The sequence below is a fragment of the Hyalangium versicolor genome (assembly GCF_020103695.1).
Lineage (GTDB): Bacteria > Myxococcota > Myxococcia > Myxococcales > Myxococcaceae > Hyalangium > Hyalangium versicolor.
Window position 1 is genome coordinate 17,938 of sequence record NZ_JAHXBF010000049.1, and the last position, 14,042, is coordinate 31,979.

Here is a 14,042-nt window from a genome sequence, read left to right on the forward strand (position 1 = left end):
TCTCCATACCAAGGAGGCAGAGGCACAGGCCCTTTCTTGAGCCCACCGGGAGAGGTCTCCAGACTGGTGACAACTGTCCTGCGGTGATGCTCCATGTCACCATCCGGTAGAGTGCGTGCCCATCCGGCGAGCGGATTGCATTCACCCGAGGCATCGTCATGAGTGATGAAGTCACCCAGAGCGGACCCGGGGTCACCGTTACCCCGGTCCACCAGAACACCGCGCGCAACGATTCGGGCGACCGGATCCATCCGGCGCCGCCTCCGACCCAGGTCGGGCGCTACCTGCTGCTGAAGCGGTTGGGCGAGGGCGGCATGGGCGTGGTGTACGCGGCCTATGATCCGGATCTGGATCGCAAGGTGGCGCTCAAGCTGCTGCGGCCGGACGGCGTGACGGACTCGGAGGATGCGCGGGCCCGGCTGCTGCGCGAGGCGCAGGCCATGGCGCGCGTCTCCCACCCCAACGTCATTCCCATCTTCGACGTGGGCATGTTTGGCGATCAGGTGTTTCTCGCCATGGAGCTGGTGGAGGGAGGCACCCTGGCCTCGTGGCTGAAGGAGGGCCCCCGTCCCTGGCGCGAGGTGCTGGAGCGCTTCCTGGCCGCCGGCCGGGGGCTGATGGCCGCGCACGAGGCGGGGCTGGTGCACCGCGACTTCAAGCCGGCCAACGTGCTGGTGAACCGCTCCGGCCGCCGCGTCTACGTCACGGACTTCGGTCTGGCCCGGCAGATGGGCAAGAGCGGGCCAACGGAGCCGTTGCCCGTGCAGGCCCAGCAGCTCGCGGCCGATCACCGCATGCTGGATACCCCGCTCACCCAGGCCGGCATGGTCATGGGCACGCCCACCTATATGTCTCCGGAGCAGTTCCGGAATGACGAGCTGGATGAGCGCTCGGATCAGTTCAGCTTCTGCGCGGCGCTGTACCTGGGGCTCTACCGCCAGCGGCCCTTCGAGCCGGGCAAGATGGAGTCGTTCGCCTCCTCCTCGATGCCGCTGGCCGAGAACTCGAAGGGGGGACAGCACACCCAGCCGATGACGCCGAAGCGCTCTCGGACGGGCAAGGCCAACTCGGGGCCGAGCGCCCTGATCCAGGAGCCGCCGAGAGACGCGAAGGTGCCCGCGTGGGTGAAGCAGGCGGTGATGCGCGGGTTGTCGCTCGAACCCTCCGCGCGCTTCCCCTCCATGCAGGAGCTGCTGCGGGCGCTCTCGCAAGAGGAGCGGCGCGTCCGGCGGCAGCGCTGGGGCATGGCGGCGGCGGCGGCGGGCGTGGTGTCGCTGGCGGTGGGCGGCGGCGTGTACCGGCACTCGCAGCTGTGCGCGGGGGCGGGCGATCCCGTGGACGAGGTGTGGAACGCTGCGTCGCGGCAGAAGCTGGAGGCGGCTTTCGGGGCCACGGGCAAACCCTTTGCCCAGGAGCTGGCCTCGCGCGTGGGCGCGGTGCTGGAGGGCTACGCGACGGACTGGAAGCACCAGAGCACCCAGGCGTGCGAGGCCACCCGCGTCCAGGGCGTGCAGCCCGAGGAGCTGCTGGCGCGGCGCGTGGTGTGTCTGGAGCGCCGGCGCAAGGACCTGCGGGCCACCGTGGATCTGCTCGGGCAGGCGGACGCGGCGATGGTGACCAAGGCGCTGGACGTGGCGTACGCGCTGCCCACGCTGCAGGAGTGCGCGGACGTGGAGACGCTCACCGAGCAGCAGGGGCTGCCGTCGGATCCGTCGAAGCGCGCGGAGATCGAGAAGCTGGAGGGGCGGCTGACGCTGGTGCGCGCCATGGTGGATGCCGGGCGCTACAAGCCGGCGCTGGAGGCGGCGAAGCAATTGGAGGAGCCGGTGCTCGCCACGGGCTACCTGCCGCTCACAGCGGAGCTGCGCTTCCACATGGGCTGGCTCGAGGAGCAGGTCGGCGAGTCTCCCGAGGCGGCGCGGTTGCTCTCCCAGGCCGCGTATGACGCGGAGTCGAGCCGGGCGGACCGGTTGAAGATCGCCATCCTCAACAAGCTGCTCTTCGTGGAGGACGGGCAGAAGCACTTCGGGCAGGCCGAGGGCTGGGGCGGAATGGCGGAGGCGTCGATCCGGCGCATCGGTGGCTCTCCAGTACTGGAGGCCGACGTGAGGGGGAACCAGGCCAACATGGCCATCTCCCAGGGACAGTTGCCCCAGGCGCGCACGCTGCTCGAGCAGGCCCGGGCGCTCCAGGATCAGGCGCTGCCCGCCGGGCACCCGAAGCGCGCGCGCACCACCTTCCTGCTGAGCCGCGTGCTGATGGATCTCGGCGAGAAGGACCGTGCCATCGAGCTGATGGAGGAGGCGCTCAAGCAGACGGAGGCCTCCGTGGGCCCGATGCACCCGGACATGGCGCAGCGCCACGGGTTGCTGGGCGTGGCCCTGCGCGAGCTGAAGCAGCCGGAACGGGCGCTGGAGCATGCCCGCGAGGCCGCCGCCATCCGCAAGGCCACTTTCGGCGTGAGCAAGGAGTACGGCATCTCCCTGGACGAGATCGGCATGTGTCTGTTGGACCTGAAGCGCTACGACGAGGCGCTGCAGACCTATCAGGAGGCGCTGGCCGTCAAGAAGCAGGTCCTCCCGGCCGACCATCAGGAACTGCAGTTCTCGTATGACGGAGTAGGACAAGCGCTGCTGGCGCTGGGGCGGCCCCAGGAGGCCGTCGAGCCGCTGCGTCAGGCGCTCACCTTCACCACGGTTTCTCCGGACGTGCTGGCCGAGTCCGGCTTCGCCCTGGCCAAGGCGCTCTGGCTCTCGGGCCACCAGGAGGAGGCCCGGCAGGAAGCTGCACAAGCACGCGAGCGCTTCACCCAGGCGGAGCTGCCCGCTCGCTCGGCCGACGTGGACACCTGGCTCGCCTCCCTCCCGAAGGAGAGGACTCCCTCCGCGCGTGCTACAGCCTCCGCCACCCACCGTTGAGGTATTGCTTCCAGCAAATACCCGAAAGCCCGGGGCGTGATAGGGTGGGGCTGTGTCGGCACCTGATCAAGATGAGGTGTTTGAGGATCCCACTGCGACCTTGAGCCGGGCCATGCCAGGCCAGGTCCAGTTGAAGCTGCTGGTGATCTCGGGTCCGGATGCCGGACGCAGCTATCCGCTCACCAATCCCGAGTACACGCTGGGCAAGGCTCCGCCCTGCGACATCATCGTGAACGACAAGGCCGTTTCGCGGCAGCACCTGAAGCTGGAGGTGCGCGAGGGCCTGGTGCGTGCCACGGACCTGGGCTCGCGCAACGGCTCGTTCTGCGAGGGGCTGCGCTTCTCCGAGCTGGAAGTCCGGCTGGGCAGCGTCATCACCCTGGGCTCCACGCAGATCAAACTGGTGCCCGCGGACACCCGGCAGCGCTCGGTGATACTCTCGGAGCGCGATCACTTCGGCGGCCTGGTGGGCACGAGCCGCAAGATGCGCGAGGCCTTCACCCTGCTGGAGCGCATGTCCGTCGGTTCCTCGGACATCCTGATCCAGGGCGAGACGGGCACCGGCAAGGACCTGTGCTCCGAGGCCATCCACCAGGAGAGCCCGCGCAAGAACGAGCCCTTCATCATCGTGGACCTGGCCGGTATCGCCCCCTCGCTCGTGGAGTCCGAGCTGTTCGGCCACGTGAAGGGCGCCTTCACCGGTGCCCAGGCTGATCGCGCCGGAGCCTTCGAGCGGGCCAACGGCGGCACCGTCTTCCTGGACGAGGTGGGCGAGCTCTCGCTGGAGCTCCAGCCCCGCCTGCTGCGCGTGCTGGAGCGCCGCCAGGTGAAGCGGGTGGGCGCCAACGACTACCGCACCGTGAACGTGCGGGTGATCGCGGCCACGCACGTCAACCTGGAGGACGCGGTGAACGCGGGCAAGTTCCGCAGGGACTTGTTCCACCGGCTCGCGGTGCTGCGCGTCACCCTGCCGCCCCTGCGCGAGCGCCCCGAGGACATCCCTCTTCTGATCGACACGCTCCTGGAGCGCATGGGCCGGCCGCCCAGCGCCCTGTCGGACCAGACGCGCGCCCTGCTGTCCCAGTACCCCTGGCCGGGCAACATCCGCGAATTGCGCAACGTGGTGGATCAGGTCGTCAACCTGGGCGAGGACTCGCTCCCGGACCTCGAGCCCGCTCCCGAGGGGATGTCCGCGGCGGAGAAGACGCTCGATCTGCCCTTCAAGGAAGCCAAGGAGCAGCTCATCGAAGGCTTCGAGCGCGACTACCTCAAGAACCTGCTCGAGCGCTGCGAGGGCAACATCTCCCGCGCCTCCCGCGAGGCCGACATCGATCGCGTCTACCTCCGGAAGCTGCTGCGCAAGCACGGCCTGGACACCCGTGCAGGTGGGTCTGGTGGTTCCGGGGACGACTTGAATCCCGAGGATTGAAGGAATTTTTGGTTTTCTCCATAATCTGCGGGTAGCGGAAGATTTCCAGGAAACTTCTGTAAGCGATCGCCAGACAATGTAAGTGGTCTGTCGGTCTCCTTTCCCGTCAGGAGAAAATTCCATGGCTGTCACCCTCCCTCCCAGCCTCTCCCGAATCCCCACCTCCTCCCCGACCCCTGCGGCACAGGGTGTTCAGGGAACGAACGCGGCAACCACTCCGGCTGCACCCCTGCCTGAGAAGGCCGCTGCGCTCAGCACGTTGGTCGATGCCTTCGAGCAGGTGTCCGCGCTGCAGCAGCAGTGGGCCTCGAAGTACGCGGCCAACGGTCCGGCCGAGACCGCCACGGCTCCTGAAGTCCCGGACCTCGCCGAGGCGGGGCTGTCGGACGTGAACCTCCCGGACGTGAACCTCGCGGCGGCCACCGACGTGCTGCCGGGACAGGTGGATGACTTCGTCGACGAGGCCGCCCTCCCGGCCGCTGGCGCCGAGACCCTGGCGACGCAGACTCCGGCGACCCAGACCGCCTCGACTGACCCCGCCACCGCCAAGGCCGTTGATCCCGAGGGCGATGGCGTCATCAAGCAGACGAACGACAAGGACTGCGGCGCGACGACCGCGGCCATGCTCTCGGAGACCACGGGCAAGCCCTCGACGGGCTCGTCCGAGGAGACCATCAAGGAGCTCGATCAGCGCTTCGCCACCGCCGATGGCACCACGCCCCGGCAGCTCACGGACATGCTCGCGCACGAGGGCATGACGGTGACCAAGGGCTCCTCCATCGTGGATCCGTACACGCTGAATGAGGCGCTGGACCAGGGCAAGAAGGTGGTGGCCATGGTGGACTCCAACAAGATCCTCCCCCCGGGCCAGACGGCCGGTGAGGGGACGGGTCAGGCCCACTGGGTGATCCTGGATGGCAAGGATGCTCAGGGGAATTTCTCGGTGAAGGATCCGGGCACGGGCACCAAGTACTCGGTGTCGCTCGACAAGCTCACGGACGCCGTGAACTCCGGTTGGGGTGCGCACAACAGCGGCGGCATGATGGTCGTCGAGAAGGCCCAGGAGGGCGCCAACGAGGGCACCGTGGCCGAGGCCAACGCGCAGTTGGGCCTGATGCTGGGCAACAACCCGGGCGGCGGCTCCAACGCGAAGAACAGCTACGGCCGCGAGTCCACCTGAGAAAGCCGTACCCGGGCGCACCCCAGTGGTTGGGTGTGCCCGCCCTGTCGGCGGCGCGTGGCGCGAACCTGTCCAACAAGCAGACAGGTTCGTCCTGGTCGCGCCCGGCGGGGGCTCCCTGCATGGGACGCTGACCTGGGGTTGGGTGTGATCCCCAGGGGATGGGGCTGGAGCGCATTCCGGGTATCGCGCATCCTGCGCGCATGAAGACGCTCCGTCTGCTGTGCGCCGTCCTGACGCTGCTGATCGTCCCTTCCGCTCGCGCCGAGTCGCCCAAGCCCGCTCCGGCGGCTCCTCGTGCGCGCGTGAAGAACCTGAAGATCACCGTGCTCTCCACCATGCTCGCGGACGACAAGGTCCTGGGCGAGTGGGGCTTCGCCGCGCTCGTGGAGGCGGATGGGCGCCGGATCCTCTTCGACACGGGCTACTTCCCGAACACGGTGCTGCAGAACGCCAAGGCGCTGGGGGTCGATCTCTCCAACGTCACCGACGTGATCCTCAGCCACAACCATGATGACCACACGGGTGGGCTCGTCACCCTGCGTCGAGAGTTCTCCCGCCAGAACCCGGCCGCGCTCTCCCGCGCCCACGTCGGCCAGGGCATCTTCTGGAGCCGTGTCGGAAAGGCCGGCGTCGAGGGCAACCCCATGGTGGCCTTCCGCCCCGAATATGAGGCCACGGGTGGCACCTTCATTGAGCACACCGGGCCGGTGGAGCTGGCGCCCGGGGTGTGGCTCACGGGCCCTGTTCCCCGCATCCACCCGGAGCGCAACTGGAGCGGCAAGGGCCAGGTGAAGGCGCCTCAGGGGCTGGTCGAGGACACCATCCCCGAGGATCAATCGCTCGTCATCGACACGGATCAGGGGCTGGTGATCGTGACGGGCTGTGGGCACGCGGGCATCATCAACATCCTTGAGGATGCTCGGAAGCAGGTGCGGACCGCTCCCGTCCACGCCATCATCGGAGGACTCCACCTGTTCCGCGCGGATGAGCAGACGCTCGCGTGGACGGGACGGAAGATGCGCGAGATGAAGGTGGGACAGCTCATGGGCGCCCACTGCACGGGCATCGAGGCCGTGTTCCGCCTGCGCGAGCTGGCCGGGCTGCAGCGCAGCACCTGCGTCGTGGGGGCCGTCGGCGCTTCCTTCGAGCTGGGCAAGGGCTTGGATCCGCTGGAACTCGCTCGCTGAAGTCCTGATCGCCCGGACAGCAGGCGGAGCGACGGGCGCCGAGCTGTCGCACCGCCCTCCGGCCTGCGGGGAAGACGCGCACTGCTCGGGAAGCATCCTCACATTGTCCGGGAGGAGCGCCCCGGACAGGCCATGCAGGCTTCGCTCCGGCGCGGGAGCGGAGCGGATGCGGGCACACGCCTTTCAGCCTTCCTATCTGTGGGACCGGCTCATCACTTCGGACCCGGACCTCGCACGGCTGAAGATGGGGCTGCGCGCGCTGCTCGGGATGGGCCTCAGCCTCGTGGCCATCGTGGTGCTGGGAGGGATTTTCCACCAGCCCGTGGCCCTCGCGATGGCGGGCGTGATGACCGGGATGACCGTGCCCATCAATGTCCAGGATGTGCTGCACCGTGAGCAGCGGATCACCCTGCTTAGCGCGCTCCCGGTCGCCGTGGCCGCGGTGTGCCTCGGCACCCTGGCCGCAGCGAGCCTGACCGTCAGCACCATCGTGTTCCTGCTGGTGGCCTTCCTGGCGGTGTCCGCTCGGCGCTTCGGGCCTCGGGGGCTGGCGCTGGGAATGATCGCCTTCATGACGCTGTTCCTCTCGCTGTTCTTCCACGCTCCCGTGGCGCAGCTCCCCTGGGTCGTGGCCAGCGTCGTCGTGGCGAGTGTCACCTCTTATGGAGTCCGGCTCTGGCTGGTGCCGGACCGGTTCGATACCTCCGTCCGCCGGACGTTCTCGGCGTTTCGCAGGTCCATCACCCTGCTGCTGGCGGACTTTTCGGACGGACTCGCCCTGTCGAGTGAGCGCCGGCGGGACAAGCTGTTCCGGCGCGCCGTCTGGCGCGTGAACGAGAATGCTCTGGCGGTGGAGCAGCAGCTCGAGAACGCCAGCTCGGAACTCCGCGCTCATGGGCTCCGGCCGGCCGAACTTCGCGAGTACATGCTCGACCTGGAGCTCACCGCAGAGCGGCTCGCGTTCGAGATCCATCGGTGCCTCGATCTGGAAGCCCTCAGCCCGGAGGAGCGCAGGGCCCTCGGGGAAAGGCTGGTGGCGCTCCGGCGTGAGCTTCGAGACGGTGGGAAGTCTCTCGACAGCGCTGTTGCCTCCTCAGCCCATGCCACCGCGATTGACACCGCGCTGAGCCAGCTTCGCGAGCTGTTCTCCCACGCTCCCCAGCCGCGCTCAGAAGAGCTGTTCGTTCAGGAGGAGATTCCGGCGCAGGATCTGGCGACCCCTGGCTCCGAGCCCGCGCCCTTGCGGCTGCACCCCACGACGCGGCAGGCCATCCAGGCCACGGTGGCATGTGGGCTCGCGCTCTTCGCGGGTCACCGCGTCTCGAGCACCCGTTGGTACTGGGCGGTGATCACCTCGTTCGTGATCTTCAACCGCGCCTCCACTCAGGGCGACATCCTGCTGCGCGCCTGGCACCGCATCCTCGGCACGGTGATCGGCGTGGTGGCCGGGATCCTCCTCGCCACCACGGTGAGCGGCCTCCGGGACCTGGAATTCGCACTCATCTTCGTCTGCGTCTTCCTGGGCTTCTATTTGATCCGCGTCTCCTACGCGTGGATGGTCTTCTGGTTCACCGCGCTGCTGTCCGTGCTCTACAGCCTGCTCGGGCGCTACTCCCCGGGGCTGCTCTTCCTCCGGGTGGAGGAGACCCTCATCGGCGCCAGCATCGGCGTGGTGGTTGCCGTCGTACTCCTTCCGTCGCGCACGGGCCCTCGGGTCCAGCGCGCCGCCGTCGAGACGCTCCACAGCGTCGCCTCCTTCCTCGAAGCCTCCGCCGTGCTTCCGGGTAGCCTCGCCGTCGAGCGGGTGCGGGAGATCGACGCGAAGCTGAAGGAGCTTCGCGATGCGGCCCGGCCACGCACGGCTCGGAAGTTCCTCGCGGATCGCAACACGCTCCGGCTCGTGCATGCGCTCTCCGGGCTCATCTTCTTCGTGAGGCAGCTCGCGTCCGCGTGTGTGCGGTTGCCCGGAAATTCGGAGACCGTCCGCGCGCTGGAGGCCCAGCTCGCGAAGAAGACCCGCGCCATCGCGTCGTCCCTCGAAGGCCAGGAGGGCATCGAGCAGCCCCAGGCTTCCGGTGGTGCGATCCAGTCCGCACGCGAGGCCCTGTCCCGCGAACAGGACGGGGCCACGTCCCACCCCCCTCGGGCGCTGCACTGGCTGGAGCGCATCGACGACGCGCTCCTGGAAGTCTACGAGAGTCTCGGCGGGTTCCGCTCGCGGCGCAGGGAGACCTGGGCGAAGATCTCCCGAAAACAGGAGACTCCAACGTGAAGATGACGACATGGGGCGGACTGGCGATGCTCGGACTGCTCGTGGGATGCGCGACCGCTGCTCCGCCCACTCAGACTCCCGCGGCCACCACCCAGGGTGCCCAGAAGGACCAGGCTGCGGTCGCCGATGCCAGCAAGGACTCCGACAACGCCCTGGTGTGTGAGGAAGTCCCCGTGACGGGTAGTCACATCCCTCGGCGCATCTGCCGCACGCGGCGCCAGATCAAGCAGGAGAAGGAGCAGGCCCAGAAGTCGCTCCAGAGCCCAGAGCGGGCCAACCGGAAGATCGACAACTGATCTCCAGGCCACTCCTGGCCTCATCTCTGCAGACAGGTAGTGAACAGTCCTACCTAGGTATGCAGCAATACCGCCAAAATACAGTTTTGTTGCGGGTAATAAACTTCAAACCCAGTATAGTCCGGTGTGGCTGGGGGTATTGAAGTGGATCCGAGCTCCCAGGCTCGTTCGTCGGGCACCGGGAGGTCACCATGCAGTCCCCTCAACTCGCTGAGCCGGCCACCAGCTCCTCATCGGTGGCTGCATCCTCCTCGGGTGGTATCGCGGAAGGCCGAGAGCTGCTTCTGCCGGCTCCGGCGCCCCGGGTGACGCGCGGGCGGCTGGCGGCGGGCTTCGCGGCGAAGCTGAACCTGCTGGTGGATCTGATGTGGGTGATGGGCTCGTTGCTGGGCTCCACGGTGCTGATGGGGCACTCGCTGCAGTTGGGCAACCTGGATCTGTGGCTGCTGCTGGGCGTGGCGGGGCTGGGCTGGCTGCTGCTGGGCACCGCGCTGTGCCTCTATGACTCGCGCTTCTCGGACCGGGCGCCGCTGGATGAGCTGGCGCTCGTGTCCATCAACGTGGTGTCCGTCACCGGGATGCTCTACCTGGAGCGCCTGCTGATCGCCGGTGGCATGCCCGTGGTGGCGCTGAGCTTCTTCCCGCTGCTCTTGTGGCTGGGCGTGGTGGGCCTGAGGCAGCTGGTGTTCCGTCGGCTGGCGGTGCGCGAGGAGCCTCTCGACGAGGCGCTCATCCTCGGCGTGGGCGCGATGGGCCGGCTCACCGGTGAGGACCTCATCGCTCGGGGGCGCCGACACGTGCTCGGCTATCTGGCCTTCAGCAACGAGCAGCTCCTGTCCGCCGTGCCCGGGCCGGTGCTGGGCAAGTTGGATCGTTTGGAAGAGGTGCTGTGCCAGGTGCCGGTGGACATCGTTTACATCTCGGGGAACGCGCAGAAGCACGCCCAGGAGATGCAGGCGGCCATCAAGCTGTGCGAGCGCTTCGGCATTCCGTTCGCGCTCCCCGCGCACCCGTTCCGCATGGACCGGGCGCGCGCCCAGGACGGCCATGCGGTGGCGGATGGCTACCTGCACTTCGTCACGCACGCGCCTCGGCCTCACCAGATGGCCGTCAAGCGCCTGTTCGACATCATCGCGTCCGCGGGGGCGCTGCTGGTGCTCTCGCCGCTGCTGCTGACGGTGGCGTTCCTCATCAAGCTCTCCTCGCGCGGCCCCGTCTTCTTCCAGCAGAAGCGGGTGGGGCTGCACGGCAAGCCGTTCAGCATGCTCAAGTTCCGCTCCATGGTGGTCAACGCCGAGGAGCTGCGCACCAAGCTGGAGGCCCAGAACGAGCAGACCGGCCCGGTGTTCAAGATCAAGAACGACCCGCGCATCACCGGGATTGGCCGCTTCATCCGCAAGTACTCCATCGACGAGTTGCCGCAGCTGCTCAACGTGCTGCGCGGCGAGATGAGCGTGGTGGGCCCGCGCCCGCCGCTGCCGAAGGAAGTGGAGAAGTACGCGGCCTGGCAGCGCCGCCGGCTCTCGGTACGTCCGGGCCTCACCTGCATCTGGCAGGTCTCCGGCCGCAACCAGATCTCCTTCGAGGAGTGGATGTACCTGGACATGCAGTACATCGATAACTGGACCCTGCTGACGGACCTGGGACTCATCCTGAAGACGGTCCCAGTCGTCATCACCGGCAGCGGCGCGAGCTGAGCTCGGAGCCTCAGGAGGAGGGGTTCACGCCCGCCACCAGGTAGAAGCGCAGCTCGCCCGAGTTCACGCCGTACGCCACGTCCACGCCCACCAGGGGCAGCACCACGCTGCGCAGGAACAGCCGCAGGCCCGCGCCGACGCCTTGCGCGACCGTGGCGTTGGACAGGCCGGACTTGGAGTCGGGCAGGTAGCCACGCACCACCCGCCCGTTCACGTCCCGCAGCAGCAGGTCCTCCGGCAGGCTGCGCCACATCATCAGCCCCGTGTCCGAGAAGGCCACACCCCGGAAGGACAGCGAGCGGACGGTGAAGAGCGGGAAGTGGTACTCGGCGGTGAAGGACAGCCGGGTGTCGCCTCGGAACTGCCGGTAGATGAAGCCTCGCAGCGAGCCGGCGCCCGCCACCAACTCCTGGTGGAATGGGAGATCCGTCCCCGCCACCGCTTCGCCGCGCAGCACCAGGTTGTGCTCCTCGAAGAAGCGCAGGCCGTGCCGGTACAGCAGCCCGAAGCGCTTGTAGCGGAAGTCGCTCCACACCCCCGGGTTCGATATCTCCATCGAGCCCTCGATGTTCAGCCCCTCCATGATGGCGTGCAGGTTCTGCCGCGTGTCGACTCCCACCATCAGCCGCAGCGAGGCGTCTCGCTGGATGGGGCCCGGCTCGAAGGCGGGCGTCGTCACCGGCGTGTCATCGCTCGGGTCCAGCGCGTCGATGAGCATCAGCCGGTACTTGGCGCCCACCCGCACCCGCTCGGCGATCATCACCGACAGTTCGCTGGCGATGGAGCCGGAGTTGAGCCGCGTGCGGCGAGCCACCTCGGGCTTCTTCTGGCTCGCGCCGGGCTGGTACTCCTCCACCCGGTCGCTGCGAAGCTGGCCCTCGAAGCTCAGTCGCAGCGGAGGGAAGCCGAACAGGTTCGGATCCAGGAAGCCCACGAACAGGCCGCTCTCGGCCGTGCTGATCTGCAGCGCCGTCGCGAACTTCTTGCTGCGGCCCCACAGGTTGCTCTCGGCGTACAGCACGCCGCCGCCGATGTTCGAGTTGGACACCGAGAAGGTGGGCGCCACCACCCACGAGGCCTTGTCCTGCACCTGGAGCACCACCCGGACCTGATCCTCGCCGGTGGATTGGGTGCTCACCTTCACGTCCTGGAAGAGCCCCGTGGCGATGAGCCGCCGCTCAGCCCGGGTGAGCTCGTCCACGGTGATGGTGTCTCCCGCGTCCAGCCGCGAGTACGCCTGCACCGTTTCGGGCCGCGTCTTCTCCGTGCCCAGCACCACGACTTCCGTCACTTCCATGCGGCGTTGCAGCTCGGCAGCGGTCGCCTGGGGCTCGGGAGGGGAGGCGGGAACTTCCGGGGCGGGCTCCGGGGGCGGTGCGGTCTGCTCGGGCGGAGGTGTCTCCGGGGGAGGGGAGGGTGTCGCTTCCTGGGCTCCGGCCACGGAGGCCAGAGGCCCCAGGGCCCATGCCAGGTACCACGCTGCCCAGCGTCTGCTCATCACTCGTTGTACGCGCACTGTTCTCTCGAGAATCGCCGGCCCGCTGTTCTCTCTGAGTCATAGCGCAAAGCGCTCGCGCGGGTGGCCCCTCTTGGGGCGTACCGCACGGGGCAAGACACACTCCTCACAGCGCGAGGACCCGGGCCCGGATCTCCTTGTCGAGCGCCTGGGTGATTCGCTCTCGCACCGAGGCCTCCGGCGCCGTGCCGAACCGGTGCGCCAGCGCGGAGTAGGCTGCCTCGGCCTCATCGGTCCGCTTCAGCTTCCACAGGAGTTCGGCCTTGCACAGCAGCCCTCGCACTACCTCCGCCCGCACTTCTTCCTCTCTCTCCGTGCCGTAGCGGTGATCCAGCTCGTCGAAGGCCGCCACCTGCTCCTCGCGCCGCTCCAGTCGCCCCAGGAAGATAGCCTTGTACGAGAGCGCCTTGGCGCACCGGAGGCGCACCGCCAACGGCTCACTGCCGCCGCCGTACCGCGAGAGCATCGCGTCGTAGATGGACACTGCCTCCGGAATCCGTTTCAGGTTCCCCAGGACGGCTCCCTTGTAGAGGAGGGCTTCGGCCGCCGCCTCGCGCAGCGGTGGCTCGCTGGCTCCGTCGAACCGGCGGAGCACCTCGTCGAAGGTGGACAGCATCTCCTCGGAGCGGTGCTGCTGCCGCAGGAGTTCGGCCTTCATCAGAAGGGCCTTCGCTACCTGCTCCCGCTGCGGAGACTCGGTCGCGGCGCCGTGGCGCTGGACCACCGTGTCCTGGGTGCGCAGTGCCTCCTCCGCGCGCTCCAGCATCTCCTGGGTCCGCGCCTTGCCCTCCTGCGCCGTGGTCGCGAGATCGCGCAGCTGGGGTTCCTCCTCCCGGCCGAAGCGCTCGAACAGAACGTCGTACGTGGCGATCGCCTCCCGAGGCCGGTTCGAGAGCCTCAGCAAGAGGGCCTTGGCCAGGAACGCAAGTCCCGCGGTGTGCCGCAGCACCGCGGCGCCCGAGCCGCCATACCGCTGGAATACCTCGTCTTGAACGGGCAGGGCCTCGTCCATGCGGCCCAGCTCTCCCAGGGCATCGGCCTTGTTGAGCAGGGCCGCGGCCGTCACCACCTGCAGCCCCTCCTCGGTGGCCCCGCAGTGCCGCTGGAGCAGTTCGTTGCTGATGGACAGGGCCGCCTCGGGCCGCCCCAGCCCCATCAGCGCGTGCGTCTTGTGGATGAGCAGCTTCGCCACGAGCTCCCGCAGCTTCGCGTGGCTGGCACCCTCATGGCGCCGGAGCCCCTCCTCGCAGACGGCCAGGGACTCCGTGAAGCGCTCCTGCTGCCCCAGGGCGAGCGCCTTGCCCACGAACACCCGCGCTACCTGCACCTGCACTGCCGGCTCGCTGGCTCCGCCAAACCGGTGGAGGACGTCGTCGGCCAGGGCCACCAGCTCCGCGAACTTCCCTTGATCCAGCAGCCCATGGGCTTGGTCGGCGAGGGCCCTGGCTGCCTGCTCGGGCGGCTCGGTTCCGCTCACTCCGCCTGAACGTGGGCTCTCTGCGTTCTCGACCGCCATGGGCTCCTCATCCGATTCGACTCCGCTG

General features: G+C 68.3%; 9 protein-coding genes. 7 read left to right on the plus strand and 2 right to left on the minus strand.

Annotation, left to right across the window (positions count from 1 at the left end; all coding sequences use genetic code 11):
* The first annotated feature begins 158 nt into the window (after positions 1-158).
* From KY501_RS50495 to epsZ, 7 genes are all read left to right on the plus strand, one after another.
* On the plus strand, positions 159-2,918 hold the full coding sequence (locus tag KY501_RS50495; protein ID WP_224372761.1) for a serine/threonine-protein kinase: 2,760 nt from the start codon (positions 159-161) through the stop codon (positions 2,916-2,918).
* A 112-nt stretch (positions 2,919-3,030) separates the two neighbouring features.
* On the plus strand, positions 3,031-4,347 hold the full coding sequence (locus tag KY501_RS50500) for a sigma 54-interacting transcriptional regulator (protein ID WP_224372762.1): 1,317 nt from the start codon (positions 3,031-3,033) through the stop codon (positions 4,345-4,347).
* A 121-nt stretch (positions 4,348-4,468) separates the two neighbouring features.
* On the plus strand, positions 4,469-5,527 hold the full coding sequence (locus tag KY501_RS50505) for a C39 family peptidase (RefSeq protein ID WP_224372763.1): 1,059 nt from the start codon (positions 4,469-4,471) through the stop codon (positions 5,525-5,527).
* A 203-nt stretch (positions 5,528-5,730) separates the two neighbouring features.
* Positions 5,731-6,717 (plus strand): MBL fold metallo-hydrolase, encoded by a 987-nt coding sequence (locus tag KY501_RS50510; protein ID WP_224372764.1) that lies wholly within the window; start codon positions 5,731-5,733, stop codon positions 6,715-6,717.
* A gap of 166 nt (positions 6,718-6,883) precedes the next feature.
* Positions 6,884-8,989, plus strand: coding sequence for an FUSC family protein (locus KY501_RS50515; RefSeq protein WP_224372765.1), 2,106 nt, complete (start codon positions 6,884-6,886; stop codon positions 8,987-8,989).
* A gap of 2 nt (positions 8,990-8,991) precedes the next feature.
* Positions 8,992-9,285: a hypothetical protein gene (locus KY501_RS50520; protein WP_224372784.1), complete on the plus strand. Its 294-nt coding sequence runs from the start codon at positions 8,992-8,994 to the stop codon at positions 9,283-9,285.
* Between the two features lie 191 nt (positions 9,286-9,476).
* Entirely contained in the window at positions 9,477-10,982 is a 1,506-nt protein-coding gene (gene epsZ, locus KY501_RS50525) for an exopolysaccharide biosynthesis polyisoprenyl-phosphate hexose-1-phosphate transferase EpsZ (RefSeq protein WP_224372766.1), read from the plus strand.
* Positions 10,983-10,992: 10 nt separating this feature from the next.
* Here the strand turns inward: epsZ and KY501_RS50530 are convergent, their stop codons facing one another.
* Complete coding sequence (locus KY501_RS50530) at positions 10,993-12,279, minus strand: BamA/TamA family outer membrane protein (protein WP_224372785.1); 1,287 nt, start codon at positions 12,277-12,279, stop codon at positions 10,993-10,995.
* 325 nt (positions 12,280-12,604) lie between these two features.
* A complete protein-coding gene (locus KY501_RS50535) occupies positions 12,605-14,014 on the minus strand; it encodes a tetratricopeptide repeat protein (RefSeq protein ID WP_224372767.1) in 1,410 nt (469 codons plus the stop codon).
* Between the last annotated feature and the right edge of the window lie 28 nt (positions 14,015-14,042).